This window comes from Bradyrhizobium sp. LB13.1, assembly GCF_054056815.1.
This window is the reverse complement of the sequence record NZ_JBSRYQ010000001.1, coordinates 2,111,042-2,133,368: the sequence shown is the minus strand read 5'-3', so window position 1 is coordinate 2,133,368 and position 22,327 is coordinate 2,111,042. Positions and strand designations below refer to the sequence as shown.

Below are 22,327 nucleotides of genomic sequence, written 5' to 3'. Positions count from 1 at the left end.
AGTCCGGTGTGGAGGTCTCCACTTCGTGATGCCCTACATAGCCCTAAGCCGATAAGGTGGGGATAGGTTAATTCAACGAATACATGGCCTTCCTGCAAGTCTAGCATAGGGCCCATGTGATGACATGACGACGCAAGCGAGCCGCATGGCAGGCTGAAGGAGCTAACGGATGGCGGAGAGTGTCGAGAAGCTCGAAGACGGAGTAGTCCGTTCGGCCGAGCAGGTGTCGAGCCAGATTCGCGCGGCAAAGGATGCGATCGCGTCCGTCATCTTCGGCCAGGACCGCGTGATCGAGAACACGCTGGTCACCATCCTCTCCGGCGGCCATGCGCTGTTGATCGGCGTCCCCGGTCTCGCCAAGACCAAGCTGGTCGAGACGCTCGGCATCACGCTCGGCCTCGATGCCAAGCGCATCCAGTTCACGCCCGATTTGATGCCATCGGACATTCTCGGCGCCGAAGTGCTCGACGAGAGCACCAGCGGCAAGCGTGCCTTCCGCTTCATCTCCGGCCCTGTGTTCGCGCAACTGCTGATGGCCGACGAGATCAACCGCGCCAGCCCGCGCACGCAGTCGGCGCTGCTCCAGGCGATGCAGGAGCAGCACATCACCGTGGCCGGCGCGCGCCACGATCTGCCGAAGCCGTTCCATGTACTCGCCACGCAAAACCCGCTGGAGCAGGAAGGAACCTATCCGCTGCCGGAAGCGCAGCTCGACCGTTTCCTGATGGAGATCGACGTCGACTATCCCGATCGCGACGCCGAGCGCCGTATCCTGTTCGAGACCACCGGCGCGGAAGAGACACTGGCCAGGGGATCGATGACCGCGGACGCGCTGATCACCGCACAGCGGCTGATCCGGCGCCTGCCGGTCGGCGATTCCGTGGTCGAGGCGATCCTGTCGCTGGTCCGTTCGGCCCGTCCGGGTCCGGAGAGCGGCGAGACCGGCAAGTTTATCGCCTGGGGACCGGGCCCGCGCGCCAGCCAGTCGCTGATGCTCGCGGTGCGCGCACGCGCGCTGATCGACGGACGCCTCGCGCCCTCGATCGACGACGTGCTCGACCTCGCCGAGCCCGTGCTGAAGCACCGCATGGCGCTGACATTCCAGGCGCGCGCCGAAGGCCGCACGATTCCGGACGTGATCCGGCAATTGAAAACACGGATCGGTTGATGGCCGCAGAGAACGGGCAAGCAGCGAAGGAGATCATCGCGATCCGACATGCCGATGGCGAAAGCCGCACGCTCGCCGCTTCGCTGCCGCGCCTGGTGCTCGAGGCCCGCCGTATCGCCGCCAACGTCATCCACGGTCTGCACGGCCGACGGCGCGCCGGCGCCGGCGAAAATTTCTGGCAGTACCGCCGCTTCGTCTCGGGCGAGCCGGCGCAGAACGTCGATTGGCGGCGCTCGGCGCGTGACGATCGCGCATCTCTATGTCCGCGAGCTTGAATGGGAAGCCTCGCACACGGTCTGGATCTGGCCCGACCGCTCCCCCTCAATGGCCTTCGCCTCGAAGACGGCGCGCGAATCCAAGCTCGAGCGGACGCTGATCGTCGCCTTCGCGTTGGCCGAGCTGCTCGTCTCCGGCGGCGAACGTGTCGGCATTCCCGGGCTGATGACACCGACCGCGAGCCGCAGCGTCATCGACAAGATGGCGCAGGCGATGCTGCATGACGATGCCGACCGGCTGAGCCTGCCGCCGTCCTTCGTGCCCGCGGCGCTGGCCGAGACGATCGTGCTGTCGGATTTCTGGTCGCCGATCTCCGAGATCGGGACGACGCTCGCGGGCCTGTCCGGCTCCGGCGCCCATGGCATGCTGGTGCAGATCGTCGATCCCGCCGAAGAGTCGTTTCCTTATTCCGGACGCGTCGAGTTTGTCGAGCCCGAAGGGTTCGGCGTGATCACCGCCGGCCGCGCCGAGAGCTGGGCGCAGGATTACACCGCGCGGCTCGCGCTGCACCGCGACCAGATCCGCGCCGAGACCAACAAGCTCGATTGGCTGTTCACGACGCACGCGACCGACCGCTCCGCGGCCGAGCTCTTGCTGTTCCTGCATGCCGGGATGCAGGTGAGCAAGTCGGGCGCCCGCACCACGACCATCAAGGCGGGGCCCGCCGCATGATGGGACTGCCGCTCGCCTTCACCGAACCGCTGCTCCTGATCGGCCTCGTCAGCCTGCCGGTGCTGTGGTGGCTGCTGCGCGTGATGCCGCCACGGCCGCGCCGCATCGAGTTTCCGCCGACGCGCCTGTTGTTCGACATCGCACCGCGCGAAGAGACGCCCTCACGGACGCCGTGGTGGCTGACCGCATTGCGGCTCCTGGCTGCGGCCCTCGTCATTTTCGCCGCCGCCGGCCCGATCTGGAATCCGCAAACAGGCATCGCCGCCAGCAAGGCGCCGCTGATGATCATGTTCGACGACGGCTGGAGCGCGGCATCGAACTGGGACATCCGGATCAGGGCCGCCGACGAGCTGATCGCCAATGCCGAGAACGACCGCCGCGCGATTGCGCTGGCGCCGCTGTCCGAGCCGAACCGCGATATCACCCTGATGCCGGCGGGCGCCGCGCGCGTGGCGCTGCGGCAGCTCACGCCGAAGCCCTATTCGATCGACCGCGTCGAAACCCTGACCGCAATCGATCGCTTCCTGAAAGCGACCGGCGACTGCGAGATCGCCTGGCTTTCTGACGGCGTCGACACCGGTCGCGGCGAGGAATTCGTGGCTGGCCTCGGCAATAGCATCGGTGACCGCAGCCTGACCGTGTTCGAAGGCGGCACCTCCTCGCCGCTGGCTCTGGTCGCGGCCGAGAACGCCGCCGCCAGGATGACGGTGAAGGTACTGCGCACCGACAGCGGCATTGCCATCGGCACCGTGCGCGCACTGGACCAGAAGGCCTCGCCGATCGGCGAAGCGCGTTATTCGTTCGGCCCCGCAGGACAAGGAAACCGAAGCGGCGTTCGATCTGCCGGTCGAGCTGCGCAACGACATCACGCGGCTTGAAATTGCCGGTGAGCGCTCCGCCGGCGCGGTCCAGCTGCTCGACAAGCGCTGGCGCCGCCGCGCCATCGGCATCGTCTCGGGCGCGAGCAGCGAAACTGCGCAGCCGCTGCTGGCGCCGACCTTCTATCTCACCCGCGCGCTGGCGCCGTTCGCCGACGTGCGGCTCGCCGACAAGGGCGCGCCGCAGCAGGGCATCACGCAGTTCCTCGACCAGAAGCTGCCGATGATCATCCTTGCCGATGTCGGCACCATCGCCCCTGAAATCCGCGAGCGTCTCAATGCTTGGATCAACCAGGGCGGCGTGCTGGTGCGGTTCGCCGGTCCGCGACTGGCGCAGGCCGAAGACGATCTCGTGCCGGTCAAGCTTCGCAAGGGCGGCCGGACTCTCGGCGGCAGCCTGACCTGGGAAAAGCCGCAACATCTGGCCTCGTTCGCGGCGGACGGTCCGTTTGCCGGCGTCGTGGTCCCCAAGGACGTCACCATAAACCGCCAGGTGCTGGCCGAGCCCGACGCCGTGCTCGCCACCAAGAGCTGGGCATCGCTGGAAGACGGCACGCCGCTGGTGACCGGTGAGCATCGCGGCAAGGGCGTGGTCAGCCTGTTCCACGTCAGCGCCGACATGCGCTGGTCGGATCTGCCGATGTCCGGCACCTTCGTCGAAATCCTGCGGCGTGTCGTCGACATGTCCGGCTATACTGCCAAGCCCGGCGCCGGGGTTGCCACTGAGGCGACTGCCGAGACGGTGGCGCCGCTGCACATCCTCGACGGCTTCGGAGCCTTCGGCCCGCCGCCCGCCGCCGCAAAGCCGCTGCCCGCGGATTATCGCGACCGCGCCACACCCGATCATCCGCCGGGCTTCTATGGTCCGGCAGAAGGACCGCTCGCCGTGAACACGCTTGCCAGCGCCGACCGTATCGCAGCCCTGAACACCGCGAGCCTGCGCGCCCGGCACGCCACCTACACCAATGCCGAGCCGCGCGACTTGCGCGGCTGGCTACTGTCGACGGCGCTCGCGCTGTTCCTGATCGACGCCATCATCGTCGCGGTGCTCGGCGGCGGCCTCGCCGCGCTGCTGCGCCGCCGCGCCGCGCCCGCGATGATCGTCTTCGGACTGGCGCTCGCAGGCTTCGTGGCGCTCGTGCCGACGCCGTTGCACGCGGACAGCGCGTCCGACGAGTTCGCGATGAAGGCGGTGTCGCAGACCCGCCTCGCCTATGTCGTGACCGGCAATGCCGACGTCGATTCCATCGTCAAGGCCGGCCTGTCCGGACTGACGCTGTTTCTGGCGCAACGCACCGCGCTCGAGGCCGGCGATCCCGTCGGCATCGATCCGGCGCGCGACGAACTCGCGTTCTTCCCGCTGATCTACTGGCCGATCGTGCCCGGTGCGCCCAAGCCGCCGCAGGACGCCATCAACAAGATCGACGCCTACATGAAGCAGGGCGGCACCGTGCTGTTCGACACCCGCGACGCGGTCGAAGCACCGCCCGGCGCAAACGGCGCGGCGCAGACCCCCGCCATGCAGACGCTCCGCGAAATCCTGTCCTCGCTCGACGTGCCCGAGCTCGAGCCGGTGCCGCGCGAGCACGTGCTGACCAAGACCTTCTATCTCCTGCGCGACTTTCCCGGCCGCTTCAACACCGGCCAGACCTGGGTCGAGACCTTGCCGCGCGATGACGACGACGACAGCGCGCAGCGGCCGGCACGCGGCGGCGACGGCGTCTCGCCGATCATCATCACCTCGAACGACCTCGCCGGCGCCTGGGCCGTGCGGCCCGACGGCCAGGCCATGCTGCCGGTGACCGGCGGCGACCCCCGCCAGCGCGAATTCGCCTACCGCGCCGGCGCCAACATCGTGATGTACACGCTGACCGGCAACTACAAGGCCGACCAGGTGCACGCACCGGCGTTGATTGAACGGCTGGGGCAATAAGCATGATCCGGAAAAGTGGGAACCGGTTTTCCGAAGAGGTCATGCTCACAATGAATAGAAGTGCGATATGAATTACGGCATCGCGTTTACGCCGCTTGTTCCGGCAATCGTCCTGTGGCTCGCACTGGCCGCGATCGTCGTCATCGCGCTCGTGCTGCTGCTGGCGCGTGCGCGCGGCGCTGCCGTGCGCGTCGCCGCGCTGGTGCTGTTCCTGCTGGCGCTCGCCAATCCCTCCTTCACCCGCGAGGACCGCGATCCCCTCACCTCGGTCGCAGCAGTCGTCGTCGACAAAAGCCCGAGCCAGAACTTTGGCAACCGCAATCGCGAGGCGGCGCAGGCGCAGGAGGCGCTGGTCGACAGCCTGAAGAAGATCAAGGGGCTCGAGGTCCGCGTCGTCGACGCCGGACAGGCCGACGGCGAGACCGACGGCACCAAGCTGTTCGGCGCGCTGGCCTCGGCACTTGCCGACGTGCCGGTCGACCGCGTCGCCGGCGCCTTCCTGATCACCGACGGCCGCGTCCACGACATTCCGGCCAACGCCGCCGGGCTCGGCTTCCAGGCGCCGGTACACGCGCTGATCACCGGACAGAAAGACGAGCGCGACCGCCGCATCGCGATCCTGGCGGCGCCGCGCTTCGGCATCGTCGGGCAGCCCCAGACCATCACCTACCGCCTCGACGATCAGGGCGTCAGCGGCGAGCGCGCCAAGGTCACGGTCCGCAGGGACGGCGAGGTCATCAACGAGCGCACGCTGGGAAGCGGCCAGGCCGCAAGCGTGGACGTCGACATCAAGCATGCCGGGCCGAACATCGTCGAGATCGAGGCCTCGCCGCTCGAACGGGAATTGACGCCGGTGAACAACCGCGCCGTCGTCGCCATCGACGGTGTGCGCGACAAGCTGCGCGTGCTGCTGGTCTCGGGCGAGCCGCATTCCGGCGAGCGCACCTGGCGCAATTTGCTCAAGTCCGACGCCAGCGTCGATCTCGTCCACTTCACCATTCTGCGTCCGCCGGAGAAGCAGGACGGCACACCGATCAACGAATTGTCGCTGATCGCGTTTCCGACCCGCGAGCTGTTCCAGCAGAAGATCAACGAATTCCAGTTGATCATCTTCGACCGCTATGCCCGCCAGGGCGTGCTGCCGATCGCCTATTTCGACAACATCGCACGCTACGTTCGCGGCGGCGGCGCGGTGCTGGTCTCGGCCGGCCCCGACTACGCCTCCAACACCAGCATCTGGCGCACGCCACTGGATTCGGTGCTGCCGGCAGAGCCGGTCGGCGTGACGGAAAAGCCGTTCTACGCGCATCTGTCCGACGTCGGCAAACGCCATCCCGTCACGCGCGGCCTCGAAGGCTCCGCCAGCGAGCCGCCGCACTGGAGCCGCTTCTTCCGCACTGTCGACACCCGCAATTCCGTCAACCCGCCGGTGATGACCGGCGCCGACGGCAAGCCGCTGCTGTTCCTGTCGCGTTTTGGCGAGGGCCGCGTCGCGCTGCTGCTCTCCGACCACATCTGGCTTTGGGCGCGCGGCTATGAAGGCGGCGGCCCGCATCTCGATCTGTTGCGGCGGATGTCGCACTGGCTGATGAAGCAGCCTGATCTGGACGAGGAAGCATTGCGCCTGCAGGTGCAGGGCAAGAATCTCGTGGTGGTGCGCCAGACCATGGCGGACAGCGTCCAGCCGGTCAGCGTGACCTCGCCGTCGGGCGTAGCGCGCGATCTGACGCTTGCGCCCGGCGATCCCGGCGAATGGCGCGCCAGCCTGCCGGCGAGCGAGCTCGGCCTGTGGCAGGCGACCGACGGCACGCTGAAGGCGCTGATCAATGTCGGCCCGACCAATCCGAAGGAGTTTTCGGAAGTCACCTCGACCACCGAGACCCTCAAGCCGCTGACGCAGGCCACGGGCGGCAACGCCGTGCGCGTGGTTGACGGCGCCAACGTGGAGCTGCCGCGCGTCCTGCCGGTCCGCTCGGCGAGCGTCTTCCATGGCGACGGCTGGATGGGCGTGCGGATGCGCGACGCCAGCGTCGTGAAGGGCGTCGGCGTGCTGCCGATCTTCGCCGGCCTGATCGGGCTGTTGCTGCTGCTCGGCGCCTTTGTCGCGACCTGGGTCCGCGAAGGGCGGTGAACGTCCCGTGGCGCGAACGACACATCAGCAATCCGCCCGAGCGGATCGGTGCGACTGCGGTTGACATCCGCTGACCGATCTGGCGATGTTACATTATAACGTCGCGGGATCAGGGGATGATGCCCCCGCGATGTGGGGTGGCGTTTTCAGATGAAGTGGTTCCGGTCGAATATCAGGCACGGCGCCCGGCTCGCGATCTTCGCGATGCTGGTGCAGTTCGCGCTGACGTTCGGCCACAGCCATTGGTTCGCCCAGGCCGCTCCCCTCGCCCAGGCCTCGCTCCAGCAGACCGACAGCACCAACGGTGTCGCTTCGATCCACCGTGCCGCGGTCGAGAGACAATCGCCGGCAGGTCCCGACCGGGAGCAGCCGGGCGAGGACAATTGCGCGATCTGCGCATTGGTCGCGATGGCGGGCACCGTCATGTTCGCGGCGCCGCCTGTGCTGCTGCTGCCGCAGGCGATCGAGCTGCTCTATCGCACCACCGACGCTGAATTCAGCCATCTGAAGTCGGCCGGCTCGGCGTTCCAGCCGCGCGCCCCTCCCGCGTCCTGACTCCAGACATCACGTGATCACGTCTGGGCTCGCCGAAATTCGGCGCATGCCCGGGAGCAGTTGAAGTCGAATTCCGTCGCGCAGCGACGGCAGGCCGCCTCCGATCAACACACGAATATGCGGACGGCGCCTGACTGGAATCAGAACCATGTCATTTGAATTGCGGCGCGCGCAGCGCCTTGGCGGAGCAAGCCTGCTCCTGCTCGGCGCCGCCGCCACCCCGGCGCTGGCTCAGGACAAGCCGTCGACCGAAATCCCCGCCGTCACCGTGACGGCTCCGAGCCCCATCGTGCGCAGGGCGGTGGTGCCGACCCGCAACCCGGGCCGCGCCACGCGAACCGCGCGGGCACGCAGCCACGAACGCGCGGCGGACGCCACGCCGGCAGCCTCCACGCCCGCCGCACCTCAGCAGGGCGTGCTGCCGATCGTGACCAACCAGTTCGCCACCGTCACTGTCGTGCCAAACGAGGAGATCCGCCGCGAGGGGGGCGGTCAGCTCGGCGATCTCCTGTTCTCAAAGCCGGGCATCACCGGCTCGAGCTTCGCGCCCGGCGCCTCCAGCCGTCCGATCATCCGGGGTCTCGACGTCAACCGCGTCGGCATCGTCGAGAACGGCACCAATGCCGGTGGTGCCTCCGACCTCGGCGAGGATCACTTCGTCCCGATTGATCCGCTGGCGACCAACCAGGTCGAGGTGGTGCGCGGGCCGGCCGCGCTGCGCTATGGCTCGACCTCGATCGGTGGCGTCGTCAGCGCCACCAACAACCGGATTCCGGATGCGCTGCCGAACTGCGGTGCCCAGCCGTTCCAGAGTTTCGGCCTGCCGGTCAAGGCGCCGCTCGCCGGCGCCGCGACGTCGCCTTGCGTCACCGCCGAAACGCGCAGCGCGTTCAGCTCGGTCGATCGCGGCGTCGAGAGCGGCGTGCTGCTCGACACCGGGGGCGGCAATTACGCCTTCCATGCTGACGTCTACGGCCGCAACACCACCGATTACAGCATCCCGAGCTACCCGTACCTCGCCGACCAGACGCGCTCCATCGCCAACGGGCGCCAGCCCAATTCGGCGACGCGCTCGGACGGCGGCTCGATCGGCGGCTCCTACTTCTTCCAGGGCGGCTATATCGGTGCGGCGATCACGCAGAACGACGCGCTCTACCACATCCCCGGCATCGACGGCGCCGACCACAACACCCGGATCGACGCTCACCAGACCAAGATCAACGTCAAGGGCGAGTACCATCCCGACGCTGCGGCGATCGAAATCGTTCGCTTCTGGGCCGGCGCGACCGACTACCGGCACAACGAGATCGGCCTTGCCGATCCCGCCGACCCCAACACCGACGGCGTGCGGCAGACCTTCACGAACAAGGAGCAGGAGATCCGCACCGAGGTGCAGCTGATGCCGTTCAACGCCCGTTTTGCCGAGGTGACGACCGCGTTCGGCTTCCAGGCGGGCCACCAGGAGCTGACGGCGCCAAGTCCGGACGATCCGGGCGCGCTGTTCAACGGGTTGTGGGACCCGAACCGAAACTACCGCGTCGCGGGTTACGTCTTCAACGAGTTCAAGTTCAGCGAACAGACCAGGGCGCAGATCGCGGGCCGGATCGAACATGTCGAACTGCACGGGTCCACGCCCGATTTCCCCGCAGACTTCCTGCCCGACGGGTCACCGCAAACAAGCATCGTCCACAATCCGTCGTTCACGCCGAAGAGCGGCAGCATCGGCCTGTTGCAGGACCTGCCGGGCGGCATGGTCGGCAGCATCACCGCACAATATGTCGAGCGCGCGCCGAAGCCGGCCGAATTGTTCTCGCGCGGTGGCCATGATGCGACCGCGACCTTCGACATCGGCAATCCGAACCTCACGATCGAGACCGCGAAGTCCGTCGAAATCGGCTTGCGCAAGGCGACCGGACCGTTCCGGTTCGAGGCGACCGCCTTTTACACGCATTTCGACAATTTCATCTATCGCCGCCTCACCGGCGTGATGTGCGACGGCGACTTTGCCTCCTGCGGCACGCCCGGTGCCGAGCTGAACCTGGCGGTCTATTCGCAGCGGAATGCCAACTTCCGCGGCGGCGAATTCCAGTCGCAGTTCGATGTCGGTGCATTCCAGGGCGGCATCTGGGGCATCGAGAACCAGTTCGACGTCGTGCGTGCCACCTTCACCGACGGCACCAACGTGCCGCGGATTCCGCCGCTGAGACTGGGCGGCGGCGTGTTCTGGCGCGACGACAATTGGTTGATGCGCGTCAATTTGCTGCACGCTTTCGCGCAGAACAACGTCGCTGTGATCGCGGAGACGCCGACATCGGGCTACAATTTGCTGAAGGCCGAGGTCACCTACAAGACCAAGCTCAACCCGAATGCATTCGGCGCGCGCGAGATGCTGGTCGGCCTCGTCGGCAACAATCTGTTGAACGAGAACATCCGCAACTCGGTATCCTACACCAAGGACGAGGTCTTGATGCCCGGCATCGGCGTCAGGGCGTTCGCCAACTTCAAGTTCTAAAAGGCTGCCTCGAACCCGTCATTGCGAGGAGCCTTGCGACGAAGCAATCCAGACTGCCTATGCGGTAAGATTCTGGATTGCTTAGCTTCCGCCTTCGCTCTCGAGCTTCGGCGGACAAGCCGCTCGCAATGACGGAGTATGAGGCGTGGCCGCGCCGAAAGCGCGATAGCTAACCTGAATTCATCGCGCTTTGGCTAACGCGGCCGCTCCAGGGGCATCCTCTGCCGCTTCCTGGAACAGGACGGCAAACAGCAGGCTCCACAGTGTCAGGAGGGAAATGGGGATCGTGTAATATGGCGTCGCGATCGGATAGGTGAAGAAGAAGGCGAGATTGAGCGCCAGATTGGTCATCGTGAGCTGCGCGACACGGCGAGTGCCATTCGCCTGCCGCAACAGCCAGATCGAGCCTGCAATTCCGATGACGATCAGCAAGCTCTGGAGCGGGTCGGCAAGATAGTCCCGGACCACTGCGAACGAAAAATCCAGCGGCCTGACATCGGGGTTGTTGCCGTAGGTCGACGCGAACGGACTGCCGGCGTTGACGGCGTAATAGAGGATGGTCGGTATCACGCCGGCCAGCAACGCGACGCCGAACACGGCCCCCTGCAAAAACCGGGACATCGTCCGTTCCGCAAGGAACATGACGAGGAGAAACAGGCTGTAGCCGGACGCCAGGAAGAGGTTGGCCAATCGGAAATCGACGGTCAATCCGAGCAGGAAACCGATTGGCGCCAGCAGCCAGATCCTCGGTTGGGATCGCGGGCTCGCCAGCCATCGCGCCGTGAGACATCCCGCGAGCGCGCACACGACGACGGTCGGGGCCATCGAATAGCTCGCCTTGACCGGATTGACCATCAGGTAGATCGCAAGACAGCCGAACGTCCCGGCCATCAGGACCGATCTCGTGCTGCGCGCAAGCGAAAGAGCAAATAGCGCGAAGCCGAGCACGATGATGGTCGCCAGCATGTACATGGGCACGACCTGGTGCCCTGGCGGAAACAACGCCAACACGAGGCCGACACCCGGCGGGTATTGAATGACGACCTTCCCCGTGGCCGGCATCAAGTTGTGACAGGGCGCGGCGGTCGTATCGGCCCAGTTCGGGTAGCCGATCGCCTTCAGCTTTGCTTTTTGATAGCCATCATCGTCGCGGGTGAGGCTGGTGTCGAAGCCCTCCACCAGCCCAAACCTCTGGAACAGATGCGCCTGCCGCAGGTAGCAGATGTCGTCATAGACGCCGCGATCCTCATTCCATCGCAACATCGTCCAGAAATGGCCAACCAGCACCGCGAGAAACAAGACGGCGAAGACGGCTTTGCTGGTATGGATTTTCTTCATCGGGATCATGATGCGGCGGGCGGCGCCGGCGCTGCTTTAGCGGAATGCGAGATAGAGATTGGACGATAGCGGGCCGAGCGACAAACCGGTGTAGCCCACTGCCGCGGACTTAGGGATGGAGGACTTGACGACCAGCGCGGCGAGCCCCAGCAGCCGTTTTCGCGTCATCAGGATCAGGTTCTGCTCGTCGGTCCATTCCGACTTGCCGGCGATCCTGCAGGCGATCCTGAAGGTGCCGTCCAGATAGTGCGCCAGCGGGATGGCCGTGTGGTGCTCGACCGGAAAGAACCTGTTGGGCACCGTGATGAACACCCGCCTCGCAACGCGGCAAAGCTCCTTGACCAGAAGCACCTGCTTTCCGTGGCTGCCGGCATGCTCGAGCACAGCATTGGACGTCGCGACATCGAACGCATTGTCGTCAAACGGCAGCCGTGTATTCGGTTCGATCTGCACGTAACGGCAAAGCGGAAAAGCCGCCTTGAACCCGGCTCCTTCGCCGAGCCCGCAGGCCGTGATCTTGTGCTGATGTGGATAGCTTCTTTCCAGCACGTTTGCGCCGTCGTTGATCACGTCGGACACACCGACGTCCAGGATCTCGTCCGAGGCAGATGGCTGCATCTGGGCGATGAAATCCTGGAAGATGCGGTCGCGCGCCGCGATCAGCAGCTTTTCCGCCGTGCTCCCGGACGCCACCTCCCGGTAATATTGTTGATCGACCGGCACTGCCCTACCTTCATGTGAGCTTCGAAGCGATGGCGCGTCAGGTTCGCGTCTTGCTCCAGTCGGGACCGACCGGCCCCGACACGCCTTCGAACGCGCCCTCGACGAGCTCGACGACGAGGAGCCGGCTGTGATCGACCGGACCCGGCATGGTGACGCGCCCCTTCGGCACCGGCTTGAAGCCGACGCGGCTGTAATAGGGCTCGTCGCCGACCAGCAGCACCAGGCGATGGCCCTGCGCCTTGGCGTCCTTCAGCGCGCGCTCGAGCAGCAGCCGGCCGACGCCGCGGCCGCGGAACGGAGGCTCGACCGTCAGGGGCCCGAGCAGCAGTGCAGGCGTGTCGCCGACGCAAACCGGCAATTGCCGTACGGATCCGACCAGCAACGTACCGACGCGGGCGGTGAAGGATAGATCGAGCACGTGATCCACATGCTCGCGAATGCGGTACGCGCTGAGCACGAAGCGGCCCGGTCCGAAGGTGCGTTGGTGCAGCCGCTCGATCGCCTGAGCATCGCCGGCGGCTTCCGACCGGATGGTGAGGGAGAGATCGTTCATCGCGTCACGGCATCTTCAGGCGGGAGTCATCGGTTCGCGTCGGAAAAACGCGTCAGGCGGCGTCGGCGGGATATCACCTTGGAGGGCAACGGTCCATGGGATTGCGCCCGCCCCCGGAGGTTTTCAGTTCCTCCCGAGCGGCGGTTGGGACAGGTAGGCGAGCATCTTCATTTCCCGCCGGCCGCGCGTCACGGTGTCGAGCACGAGCCCCGACGAAGCCGAAAGCAGCGCCATGATCATCAGGCCCATGGAGAGCACGGCGGTCGGCAGGCGCGGTACGAGACCGGTCTCGAAGAAGGTGATCACGACGGGCACTCCGAAAGCGATCGACAGCAGCGCGAGGACGATGCCGATCGTCGAAAAGAAGCGCAGCGGCCGCTCCGACCGGTTGAGCTTCAGCATTGTGTTGAAGATGCGCAACCCATCCTGCCAGGTATTGAGCTTCGAGACGGAGCCTTCCGGGCGCGCGTAATAGGGCGTCTCGACCTCGGCAACCGGCAGCGACAATTCCAGCGCATAGACCGCAAACTCGGTCTCGATCTCGAAACCGCCGGACAGGACGGGAAAGGATTTGACGAAGCGGCGCGAGAACACGCGGTAGCCGGACAGAATGTCCGTGAAGGCGTGGCCGAAGGTCGAAGCCAGGAAACCGGTGAACAGCCGGTTGCCGATGCGATGACCGCGCCGGTAGGCCGCTTGCGATTGATCGACACGCAGACCCACAACCATATCCAGATGATCATCGAGGAGCTGGTCGATCATGCGCGACGCGCTCGGCGCGTCGTAGGTCGCATCGCCATCGACGAGCACGTAGATGTCGGCCTCAATGTCCGCGAACATGCGGCGCACGACATGGCCTTTGCCCTGGCGCCGTTCGCTGCGCACGATTGCTCCGGCCTCGCGCGCGATCGTCGCGGTGCGGTCGGTCGAGTTGTTGTCGTACACGTAGACCTCGGCCGCAGGCAGTGCCTTGCGGAAATCGGCGACGACCGTCGCAACGGCGGCTTCCTCATTGTAGCAGGGAACCAGCACGGCGACCCGGAATGGCCATGACCTCGTCGATTCAGACAATCTTCATCCCTCGTCCATGCGCCGAGACCGCAGGCGCAGTTTACTAGCACAGGCAGCCATCATCGCCACGTCGCAATCCGCGGCCTGTCGTGAAGGACTTCGGCGATCCGCAGCCGCGTGCCGGGCGTGGTCCCCTCGGGCAGCGCCGTGACAGCGAAGAACCCGCATTCGGCGATCTCGCGGTTGGGCTGCGGCAGGCGATCCTGCTTGAACTGCCTGACAACGTAGACCGCGACATGATCGCGGCGGGAGACGTGGCTGTTGAGGAAGATGCCGTGCAGCACGGCGGCGCCGGTGAGATCGATATCCCCCTCTTCCTTGAGCTCGCGCCGCATCGCCTGCTCCATGGTCTCGCCGAGATCGACGCCGCCGCCGGGCAGATACCAGCCCATGACGTAGCTGTGCCTGACCAGGAACACCCTGCTCTCGGCATCCAGCACCACGGCGCGAACGCCGAGCGTCATGCCGCGGACGAGCAGGAAATAGGCGTGGAAGATTCGCCGCAGCAGCGGCTCGAATGTCCGTCGGACGCTATTGAGACGATCTCCCATCAGGCTCCCGTGGCGCCCCGTTCAGGCTTCGCTTGCGCGTTGCCTGCGACCTTGCCATTACAGCGGACGAATAGCGAGGCAATCGCAGCCACATGGCCCCCTTCACGCTCGCCCATCTGTCCGACCCGCATCTGCCGCCGCTGCCGAAGCCGCGGTTGATCGAGCTCGCCGGAAAGCGCGCGCTCGGCTATATCAACTGGACGCGCAACCGTCACAAGTACCAGCGCCGCGAGGTGCTCGACGCACTCGTCGCCGACATGAAGACGCAAGGTCCCGACCACATCGCGGTCACAGGCGATCTCGTCAATCTCGCGCTGGAAGCCGAATTCGCGCCGGCGCGCGCCTGGCTCGACGGCGTCGGCCCGCCCGACCGCGTCACCACGATTCCCGGCAATCACGACGCTTATGTCCGCGCCACCTCGCATCGTTTCGGCGAGACCTTCGCGCCCTATCTTGCGGGCGACGACGGCCGTATCGGCTTTCCTTCCGTGCGCCGGCGCGGGCCGCTCGCGCTGATCAGCCTGTCCACGGCGGTGCCGACTCTTCCGCTGATGGCGACGGGCACGCTCGGACGCGATCAGCTCGCGGCCCTCGAAGAGGGGCTCGAACGGCTTGCAGCCGAGGATGTCTTTCGCGTGCTGCTGGTGCATCATCCGTTGAAGTCCGGCGCGTACCACAAGCGGATGACTGACTCCGCCGGGCTGCTGACGCTTCTGAAACGCCACGGCGTCGAGCTGATCTTGCACGGACACGACCACGTTCATTCGACGATGTGGTTCGAGGGCCCCAACGGCAACATTCCCGCGATCGGCGCGCCGTCGGCCTCCGCGCTCGCGCACGGGCACACCCCGGCCGCGGCCTATAATCTGTTCACGATCGAGAAGGACAATGCCGGCTGGCGATGCGAGCAGGCGGTGCGGAGCCTGGGGGCTGGGCTTCAGATCGTACAGATGAAGCATGTCAGGTTGATTTGAGGCCACGCCGTCATTGCGACGGAGGAGAAATTCACAAGTTTCGCAGGGCCGCCAGCACGGCAACCCCGAACAGCGCGGCGGCGCCCGAGCACAAATCCGAACACGAACGGCCAGACGCGCGACCGGCGCGACGGCGGCGCGACCTCGGGCTTCGGCTCAGGCGGGACCACCATCGCATGCTCGCGCTCGATCATGCGGCGGGCGACGTAATCAGTCACGGCCTCGACGATGACAGCGGTGTCGTGGGATTCGGCGAGCACGATGCGGCCGAAGCGGGTGTCCTGCACGAAGCGGTACATCCGCTTGTCGCGGCCCATCACGATGTGCGCGACGACGTCGATCCAGAGTCTCGGCGTATCGCCCTGGCTGATGCCGCGGTCGAACAGGTCGATCCGCTCGGGCACCTGCGCGAACAGGGGATCGAGCGCGTCGTTGAGGATCTCGAGCCGCGCCACTTCGGCATCGCGCAAATCGACGACGACGCCGGTCCGGTCGGCGGCCTCGATCCGCGCCCGCAACAGCGCATCGCGCAGCCGCACCGGGCGTGGCTGGCCGGGGTGGATCCCGCTGGTTTCGGGCTCTGACATTGTCGGCCTCGTCCTGACTTCCTTCCATTAACCTATCAGCAACCAATGTGTCCGCAAAGGCCCCACAATTCCAGTTACTTACGGCGCCCACAGGCCGTTCACCTGTGCCAAAAACAGACGATCCCACCCGGCTTGCGCCGGATGGGACCATCCGTCCTTGGACGTCTTCTTATCAGTTCAGATTGTCAGGCCGGGACCCGCGACGGCTCTTCCACGATCGAGAAGCGAACGCCGGCCTTGTGGCGGTTCTCTTCCGAAACCGAGCGCCAGGCGTCCTCGGCCTCCTTGCGGGTCTTGAAGGGACCCTGCACCTGGGCAGAACCTTCCACCAGCTTGTGGAAGTTCATCGAACCGAACTCGCCGCCGATCACCCAGAAATTGCTGTTGGTCATTATCAGTCTCCTGTCGAATAGCGTGATGCGTTAGCCGAACTGGTTCATCGTGTTGTGGGCACCGCCCGCCTTCAGGGCAGCTTCGCCGGCGAAGTATTCCTTGTGGTCGTCGCCGATGTCGGAGCCGGCCATGTTCTGATGCTTGGCGCAGGCGATACCCTGACGGATCTCGGCGCGCTGGACGTTCTTGACATAGCCGAGCATGCCCTGGTCGCCGAAATACTCCTTCGCCAGATTGTCGGTCGAGAGCGCCGCCGTATGGTAGGTCGGCAACGTGATCAGATGGTGGAAGATGCCGGCGCGCTTGGCCGAATCCGCCTGGAAGGTGCGGATGCGCTCGTCGGCTTCCTTCGCCAGCGGCGTATCGTCGTATTCCTGCTTCATCAGCTCGGCACGATTGTACTTGCTGACGTCCTTGCCGGCCTCCTTCATCGCGTCGTAGACCTGCCAACGGAAGTTGAGCGTCCAGTTGAACGACGGCGAGTTGTTGTAGGCCAGCTTGGCGTTTGGAACGACCTTGCGGATCCGATCGACCATCTTGGCGATCTGCTCGATATGCGGCTTCTCGGTCTCGATCCACAGCAGGTCCGCACCATTCTGCAGCGAGGTGATGCTGTCGAGCACGCAGCGGTCTTCGCCGGTGCCCGGGCGGAACTGATAGAGATTGGAGGGCAGCCGCTTCGGACGCATCATCTTGCCGTTGCGGTTGATGATGACGTCGCCGTTGCGGGCGTTCTCCGCCGTTACTTCCTCGCAATCCAGGAAGCTGTTGTAGAGGTCACCGAGGTCGCCGGGCTTGTGGCTGACGGCGATCTGCTGCGTCAGGCCGGCACCGAGCGAGTCGGTGCGGGTCACGACGACGCCGTCTTCGACGCCGAGCTCGAGGAAGGCGTGGCGGCAGGCGCGGATCTTCGCCAGGAACACCTCGTGCGGCACGGTGACCTTGCCGTCCTGATGGCCGCACTGCTTCTCGTCCGAGACCTGGTTCTCGATCTGGAGCGCGCAGGCACCCGCCTCGATCATCTTCTTGGCGAGCAGATAGGTCGCCTCCGCATTGCCGAAGCCGGCGTCGATGTCGGCGATGACGGGCACGACATGGGTCTTGAAGTTGTCGATCTTCTCGATCAGCGCCTTTTCCTTCGCCTTGTCGCCTTCCTTGCGGGCGGTATCCAGACTGCGGAAGATGTCGTTCAGTTCGCGCGAATCGGCCTGACGCAGGAAGGTGTAGAGCTCTTCGATCAGCGCCGGCACCGAGGTCTTCTCGTGCATCGACTGGTCGGGCAGCGGACCGAACTCGGAGCGCAGCGCCGCGATCATCCAGCCGGACAGGTACAAATAGGTGCGATCGGTCTTGCCAAAGTGCTTCTTGACCGAGATCAGCTTCTGCTGGGCGATGAAGCCGTGCCAGCAGCCCAGCGACTGAGTGTACTTGGTCGGGTCGCCGTCATAGGCGGCCATGTCGGCTCGCATCAGCGCCGCGGTGTAGCGGGCAACGTCGAGGCCGGTCTTGAAGCGATTCTGCAGGCGCATGCGGGCGACGGCTTCGGCCGACACACCGTTCCAGGTCGGCTGGGTCTCGAGGAGCGACTGGGCCGCCTCGATCTCGCTCTGATACGAGGCCGGGCGCTGGAGGGTGGTGATGCCGCGGGGCTGGTAGTTCATGTGCCTGATCCTTTCGCTGACGACGGCGATTTCTGCCATCGACATTCTTGACAATGCATTGCGAGATGCGTGTCAGAAGCTAAACGCGAGAAAGCTCAGGTCGTACAGAGGCCTTGTATTTGAATGGTGATGTCATGTAACATCGGAACATGTAATAGATGTTTTTTTGTAAATTTTGTAAAGGATATAGGTCAATCAAACTGTCCTTGATGCCTCGGGAGACCTGAAAATGCCCGCCGGTTCCAGCAAGAAGCTCTTCGTCGGCCCGCGCTTTCGGCGGATCCGGCAGCAATTGGGGCTGTCGCAGACCCAGATGGCCGAGGGGCTCGGGATCTCGCCGAGCTATGTCAACCTGATCGAGCGCAACCAGCGTCCAGTGACCGCGCAGATCCTGCTGCGGCTGGCCGAGACCTATGACCTCGACCTGCGCGACCTCGCCACCGCCCGACGAGGATCGCTTTTTCGCCGAGCTCAACGAGATCTTCTCCGACCCGCTGTTCCGCCAGATCGACGTTCCCAAGCAGGAACTGCGCGATCTCGCCGAACTCTGCCCCGGCGTCACCCATGCGCTGCAGCGGCTCTACGCCGCGTATACCGAGGCGCGCCAGGGCGAGACCCTGGCCGCGGCGCAAATGGCCGACCGTGACGTCGGCACGCGCTATGAGGCCAATCCGGTCGAACGCGTCCGCGAGCTTATCGAGGCCAACCGCAACTATTTTCCGGAACTCGAGCAAGCCGCGGAAACTCTGCGCGACGAACTGAACGTGCCGGCCGAAGAGCTTTATGCGGCGCTCGCCGCGCGACTGCGCGAGAAGCATTCGATCCAGACCCGCATCATGCCGGTGGACGTGATGCGCGAGACGCTGCGGCGCTTCGACCGCCATCGCCGCCAGCTCCTGATCTCCGAACTGGTCGACGCGCCCGGCCGCGCGTTCCAGCTCGCCTTCCAGCTCGGCTTGAGCGAATGCGCGCAGCAACTGGAGACCATCATCGGCCGCGCCGGCCCGCTCGACGACACACCGCGCCGCCTGTTCCGCATCACGCTCGGCAACTACTTTGCGGCCGCCGTGATGATGCCCTACCCGCCGTTCCTCGCCGCGGCGGAAGCGCTGAACTACGACATCCATCTGCTGGCGCAGCGCTTCAATTCCGGTTTCGAGCAGGTCTGCCATCGACTCACCACCCTGCAGCGGCCGAACGCGCGCGGCATTCCCTTCTTCCTGCTGCGCGTCGACAATGCCGGCAACGTCTCGAAGCGCTTCTCCTCCGGCACATTCCCGTTCTCGAAATTCGGCGGCACCTGTCCGCTGTGGAACGTGCACTCGACCTTTGACACCCCGGATCGCCTGCTCAAGCAGGTGATCGAGCTGTCCGACGGTACGCGTTATTTCTCGATCGCGCAGATGGTGCGCCGTCCCGTCGCGCCGCACCCGCTGCCGCAGCCGCGCTTCGCCATCGGCCTCGGCTGCGAGATCCGTCACGCCGCGCGCCTCGTCTATGCCGCCGGCATCGATCTGGAGAAAACAGAGGGCACGCCGATCGGCGTCAACTGCCGCCTCTGCGAGCGCGAAAACTGCGCTCAGCGCGCGGAGCCGCCGATCACGCGCACGCTGATCCTGGACGAGACGACGCGGCGGGTGTCGAGTTTCGCGTTCTCGAATGCGAGGGAGCTGTGAAGCACACCGCTGTCATGCCCCGCGAAGGCGGGGCATCCAGTACGCCGCGGCCTATCGGTTCAATCGCTGCGTCTCGGAGTACTGGATCGCCCGGTCAAGCCGGGCGATGACAGTTGAATGCGCGGCTGCACCCAAGTCCTATGCCAGCGTATGCACGATCACCGGCCCCGCGGCGGCGCGGGCGTCGCCTGCAAGCAGCGGGCCGAGATCCTTCTCGATCCAGGCGATCGCGCGCCGGTTCGCCTCCTCCGCCTGTTCGAACTTGTCGAAGATCGAGATCGCGGTCACCGTGTCGTCGCCGGCATAGACGACGTAATAGGCGCGGAAACCGTCGACGTCGCTGATGATCGGAACGGCGCCGTCCTTGATGCGGCGCGCCAGCTCTTCCGCGCTCCCGCTTTTCGCCTTGGCCTGACGGATGGCGGCATACATGGCATCCTCCTACCGGCTGTCTTGATCTACGGGCCCGGTGCCCGCACCGCATGCTACGCCGAACCGTGCGGGCGATCCACGGTTGGTTAACCCGGCACTAATCCACTTCCGCGATCTGCAACCAACGGTTAAGCACGCCTCAACATCGGTGCCTTAGTCTCGCCCCACTCACTTTTCGCAAACAACGATGGCCTAGTCTGCCGCGTCAAGTGACATCAGGGGGTTTATCATGCGCATTGCGCTGCTGCTGACCGCGACCATTGTCGGCGCGCTCATGGCCAATCCATCCAATGCCGGACCGCTCGATGCGTCCGCCGGCGCGGCGCAAGCGTTGCCGCCGGGTTTCCAGAGCTACCGCGGCTACATGTTCGACATCTCGGAGAATTCCGACCGCAAGGATGTCGACAAGCTCACCGAGAATCTGAAGAGCCAGATCGACGTGGTCGAGGGTGCCGGCCTCTCGCCGCGCGTCCTGCGCTTCTTCCGCACCGTCCCGATCATTGCGAGCGAGCTCGCCTGCCTCGACGACGGCGCCGCGACTGCCTGTTACGGCCGGGTCGCCCCGAACGTCGAGCGCCGCGTGCCGCGAACGCTCACTGTTTGGGACCATGCCACGCAGCGCTGGACCAATCCCAATGCGGTCGACCTCGCGGTCGATTCGGGCCTCGGCGTAATCATGCTGCGGCCCGACATGATGCGTTACGAGAAGGAGGCCGTGCTGCTGCACGAACTCCTGCACGCCTATCACGCGCGGCTGTTGCCGGACGGCTACGCCAACAAGGGCGTGATCGGCTATTACGCTTACGCCAAATCCAAGGACCTCCTGCCCAAGGAAGCCTATGCGATGAAGAATCACATGGAATTCTTTGCGGTGACCGCCAGCATCTTCCTGGCCGGAAAGAGCGAATTCCACGACCCGAAGTCGCGCGAGACGCTCAAGGAGAAGATGCCGGACTATTACAAATATCTGGTCGGCGTGTTCGGCTTCGACCCCGATCCGGCAGCTTCAAGTGGCCCGGTCGCCTCGCTGAAGTGAGGCGGAAAGCGCCAAACCAAACAAAAGAGCCGCGCGAAATGCGCGGCTCTTTTGTTTTGTAAACCGGAAGCTGCGGATGACTCCCGGCGGGGAATTGCCAAGGCGGGGCCCGATCTGCATAGTCCCGCCCGCATCGATACTGTTTTCGAAGAGGATAGAACAACATGGCGGACGCCGACCTGGATGTCGTGATCCGGCAACTGGCCAGACAGCTGCATACGGGCCTGATGACCCGCGCCAAGGAGCGGCGGGATCGCTTCAATGGCCTTGCGGCCAAGGCCAAGAGCAAGGAGACCGGCGATCGCTTCAAGATAATGGCGAAGGCCACCATGGAGCAGGCCACCACCGCCGCCAAGCGCCTGCAGATGTCCGCCGACAATGTCGCCGACAGCTACGCACGGTCGATGCGGATTGCCGCCAGCACGCCGGTCGCAGTAAAGGTGGAGAAGAAAGCCGCCAAGGAAAAGCCTGTGAAGAAGGCGAAGAAGGCCAAAGCCAGGAAGTCGAAGTAAGCTACTCACCGTCTTGGCGCGGCCACTTCGGTTGGCTCGGCGCTCGCGAGTTCGGCGAGTTTTGCGCGCGCCGCATCGCGAGTGTGGGCATTATCCTTGCCGGCGGGCAGCGCCAGCGTGGCCTCGAAATCGGCGCGCGCCTCATCCGCCCGGCCGCGGGCGAGGAATGCGAGGCCGCGGGCGAGCCGGGCCTGCGCATCCGAGGGGTCGAGGCGGACCGCGGTGTTGTAGCTCAGGATCGCGCGATCGAGATCGCCGGTGGCGGCGAGCGCGAGACCGCGCTGGTGATAGGGCGCGGCGAGCCTCGGATCATGCGCGATCGCCTCGTCGTAATCCTCGATGGCAAGTTCGAAATCGCCGTTCTGCCGGCGCGCCAGAGCGCGGTCGCGATAGAGCGAGGCGCGGTTGGGATTGAGGTGGATGGCCTCGTCGAAATCCGCGATCGCCCGCCGCCAGTCGCCATGGCGCAGCGCGATCCGTCCGCGCCCCTCATAGGCAAAGGCGATCAGCGATCCACGGAGCGGCGAGAAGCCGATCACCGCCGAGCAGATGTCGGGATCGTCCTCGTCCCCGCAATTGACGACCGTGTGCGTGGACAGGCCAATGAGCACGCCCAGGACGATCAGCAATGGTACTGCAGCTTTGGTCATCTTCGACCGTGGCAGGCAGCGGGCCGGCCACGCATCCCCTTTCGA

Annotated in this window: 16 protein-coding genes and 4 pseudogenes; 10 read left to right on the top strand and 10 right to left on the bottom strand. The window is 65.3% G+C overall.

Annotated features, from left to right (window positions below; translation table 11 throughout):
• Positions 1–169: 169 nt before the first annotated feature.
• The 6 genes and pseudogenes from ACVWYI_RS09995 (at position 170) to ACVWYI_RS09970 (ending at position 10,125) form a co-directional block, all read left to right on the top strand.
• Entirely contained in the window at positions 170–1,168 is a 999-nt protein-coding gene (locus tag ACVWYI_RS09995; RefSeq protein ID WP_247340414.1) for an AAA family ATPase, read from the top strand.
• Positions 1,168–2,116 (top strand): annotated as a pseudogene (locus ACVWYI_RS09990) (DUF58 domain-containing protein). The gene ACVWYI_RS09995 and the pseudogene ACVWYI_RS09990 overlap by 1 nt, the downstream one beginning before the upstream one ends.
• Positions 2,113–4,927: pseudogene (locus ACVWYI_RS09985) on the top strand (DUF4159 domain-containing protein). Before ACVWYI_RS09990 ends, ACVWYI_RS09985 begins: the two co-directional pseudogenes overlap by 4 nt.
• Before the next feature lie 67 nt (positions 4,928–4,994).
• Positions 4,995–7,058, top strand: a complete 2,064-nt coding sequence (locus tag ACVWYI_RS09980; protein WP_456661858.1) for a hypothetical protein — start codon at positions 4,995–4,997, stop codon at positions 7,056–7,058.
• Positions 7,059–7,208: 150 nt separating this feature from the next.
• Positions 7,209–7,613, top strand: a complete 405-nt coding sequence (locus tag ACVWYI_RS09975) for a DUF2946 domain-containing protein (protein WP_247440769.1) — start codon at positions 7,209–7,211, stop codon at positions 7,611–7,613.
• A 148-nt stretch (positions 7,614–7,761) separates the two neighbouring features.
• Positions 7,762–10,125, top strand: coding sequence for a TonB-dependent receptor (locus ACVWYI_RS09970; RefSeq protein WP_456661857.1), 2,364 nt, complete (start codon positions 7,762–7,764; stop codon positions 10,123–10,125).
• Between the two features lie 180 nt (positions 10,126–10,305).
• On the opposite strand, the gene ACVWYI_RS09965 is transcribed toward ACVWYI_RS09970, so the two are convergent.
• From ACVWYI_RS09965 to ACVWYI_RS09945, 5 genes are all read right to left on the bottom strand, one after another.
• On the bottom strand, positions 10,306–11,463 hold the full coding sequence (locus ACVWYI_RS09965) for a hypothetical protein (protein ID WP_247340420.1): 1,158 nt from the start codon (positions 11,461–11,463) through the stop codon (positions 10,306–10,308).
• Positions 11,464–11,499: 36 nt separating this feature from the next.
• Positions 11,500–12,186, bottom strand: a complete 687-nt coding sequence (locus ACVWYI_RS09960; protein WP_456661856.1) for a methyltransferase domain-containing protein — start codon at positions 12,184–12,186, stop codon at positions 11,500–11,502.
• A gap of 37 nt (positions 12,187–12,223) precedes the next feature.
• Complete coding sequence (locus ACVWYI_RS09955) at positions 12,224–12,739, bottom strand: GNAT family N-acetyltransferase (protein WP_456661855.1); 516 nt, start codon at positions 12,737–12,739, stop codon at positions 12,224–12,226.
• Between the two features lie 123 nt (positions 12,740–12,862).
• Positions 12,863–13,810, bottom strand: coding sequence for a glycosyltransferase family 2 protein (locus tag ACVWYI_RS09950; protein ID WP_456661854.1), 948 nt, complete (start codon positions 13,808–13,810; stop codon positions 12,863–12,865).
• A 59-nt stretch (positions 13,811–13,869) separates the two neighbouring features.
• The gene (locus ACVWYI_RS09945; protein WP_456651076.1) at positions 13,870–14,361 is read right to left on the bottom strand and encodes an NUDIX domain-containing protein; all 492 of its coding nucleotides are present in this window, start codon (positions 14,359–14,361) and stop codon (positions 13,870–13,872) included.
• Between the two features lie 92 nt (positions 14,362–14,453).
• Here ACVWYI_RS09945 and ACVWYI_RS09940 point away from each other — a divergent pair, with 92 nt between their 5' ends.
• Entirely contained in the window at positions 14,454–15,335 is an 882-nt protein-coding gene (locus tag ACVWYI_RS09940; protein WP_456661853.1) for a metallophosphoesterase family protein, read from the top strand.
• A 31-nt stretch (positions 15,336–15,366) separates the two neighbouring features.
• Here the strand turns inward: ACVWYI_RS09940 and ACVWYI_RS09935 are convergent.
• The 3 genes and pseudogenes from ACVWYI_RS09935 to ACVWYI_RS09925 form a co-directional block, all read right to left on the bottom strand.
• Positions 15,367–15,922: pseudogene (locus ACVWYI_RS09935) on the bottom strand (hypothetical protein).
• A 185-nt stretch (positions 15,923–16,107) separates the two neighbouring features.
• Complete coding sequence (locus tag ACVWYI_RS09930; RefSeq protein ID WP_247325711.1) at positions 16,108–16,314, bottom strand: DUF4170 domain-containing protein; 207 nt, start codon at positions 16,312–16,314, stop codon at positions 16,108–16,110.
• Positions 16,315–16,344: 30 nt separating this feature from the next.
• Positions 16,345–17,976, bottom strand: coding sequence for an isocitrate lyase (locus ACVWYI_RS09925; protein WP_456661852.1), 1,632 nt, complete (start codon positions 17,974–17,976; stop codon positions 16,345–16,347).
• Between the two features lie 229 nt (positions 17,977–18,205).
• On the opposite strand from ACVWYI_RS09925, the pseudogene ACVWYI_RS09920 reads away from it, so the two are divergent.
• A pseudogene (locus ACVWYI_RS09920) lies at positions 18,206–19,652 on the top strand (helix-turn-helix domain-containing protein).
• Between the two features lie 138 nt (positions 19,653–19,790).
• Here the strand turns inward: ACVWYI_RS09920 and ACVWYI_RS09915 are convergent.
• Positions 19,791–20,084, bottom strand: coding sequence for an antibiotic biosynthesis monooxygenase (locus ACVWYI_RS09915; protein WP_027543691.1), 294 nt, complete (start codon positions 20,082–20,084; stop codon positions 19,791–19,793).
• Positions 20,085–20,313: 229 nt separating this feature from the next.
• On the opposite strand from ACVWYI_RS09915, the gene ACVWYI_RS09910 reads away from it, so the two are divergent.
• Both ACVWYI_RS09910 and ACVWYI_RS09905 read left to right on the top strand, forming a co-directional pair.
• Positions 20,314–21,120 (top strand): hypothetical protein, encoded by an 807-nt coding sequence (locus ACVWYI_RS09910; protein WP_247440749.1) that lies wholly within the window; start codon positions 20,314–20,316, stop codon positions 21,118–21,120.
• A 164-nt stretch (positions 21,121–21,284) separates the two neighbouring features.
• A complete protein-coding gene (locus tag ACVWYI_RS09905) occupies positions 21,285–21,632 on the top strand; it encodes a hypothetical protein (RefSeq protein WP_247340437.1) in 348 nt (115 codons plus the stop codon).
• Positions 21,633–21,637: 5 nt separating this feature from the next.
• Here ACVWYI_RS09905 and ACVWYI_RS09900 read toward each other — a convergent pair whose 3' ends face one another.
• On the bottom strand, positions 21,638–22,282 hold the full coding sequence (locus ACVWYI_RS09900; RefSeq protein ID WP_456651079.1) for a tetratricopeptide repeat protein: 645 nt from the start codon (positions 22,280–22,282) through the stop codon (positions 21,638–21,640).
• Positions 22,283–22,327: the final 45 nt, after the last annotated feature.

Excerpts from the sequence above, each read along its gene's own strand:
- ACVWYI_RS09995 (WP_247340414.1), top strand. The coding sequence starts at position 170 with ATGGCGGAGAGTGTCGAGAAGCTCGAAGACGGAGTAGTCCGTTCGGCC.
- ACVWYI_RS09980 (WP_456661858.1), top strand. The coding sequence starts at position 4,995 with ATGAATTACGGCATCGCGTTTACGCCGCTTGTTCCGGCAATCGTCCTG.
- ACVWYI_RS09975 (WP_247440769.1), top strand. The coding sequence starts at position 7,209 with ATGAAGTGGTTCCGGTCGAATATCAGGCACGGCGCCCGGCTCGCGATC.
- ACVWYI_RS09970 (WP_456661857.1), top strand. The coding sequence starts at position 7,762 with ATGTCATTTGAATTGCGGCGCGCGCAGCGCCTTGGCGGAGCAAGCCTG.
- ACVWYI_RS09965 (WP_247340420.1), bottom strand. The coding sequence starts at position 11,463 with ATGAAGAAAATCCATACCAGCAAAGCCGTCTTCGCCGTCTTGTTTCTC.
- ACVWYI_RS09955 (WP_456661855.1), bottom strand. The coding sequence starts at position 12,739 with ATGAACGATCTCTCCCTCACCATCCGGTCGGAAGCCGCCGGCGATGCT.
- ACVWYI_RS09945 (WP_456651076.1), bottom strand. The coding sequence starts at position 14,361 with ATGGGAGATCGTCTCAATAGCGTCCGACGGACATTCGAGCCGCTGCTG.
- ACVWYI_RS09940 (WP_456661853.1), top strand. The coding sequence starts at position 14,454 with ATGGCCCCCTTCACGCTCGCCCATCTGTCCGACCCGCATCTGCCGCCG.
- ACVWYI_RS09930 (WP_247325711.1), bottom strand. The coding sequence starts at position 16,314 with ATGACCAACAGCAATTTCTGGGTGATCGGCGGCGAGTTCGGTTCGATG.
- ACVWYI_RS09925 (WP_456661852.1), bottom strand. The coding sequence starts at position 17,976 with ATGAACTACCAGCCCCGCGGCATCACCACCCTCCAGCGCCCGGCCTCG.
- ACVWYI_RS09915 (WP_027543691.1), bottom strand. The coding sequence starts at position 20,084 with ATGTATGCCGCCATCCGTCAGGCCAAGGCGAAAAGCGGGAGCGCGGAA.
- ACVWYI_RS09910 (WP_247440749.1), top strand. The coding sequence starts at position 20,314 with ATGCGCATTGCGCTGCTGCTGACCGCGACCATTGTCGGCGCGCTCATG.
- ACVWYI_RS09905 (WP_247340437.1), top strand. The coding sequence starts at position 21,285 with ATGGCGGACGCCGACCTGGATGTCGTGATCCGGCAACTGGCCAGACAG.
- ACVWYI_RS09900 (WP_456651079.1), bottom strand. The coding sequence starts at position 22,282 with ATGACCAAAGCTGCAGTACCATTGCTGATCGTCCTGGGCGTGCTCATT.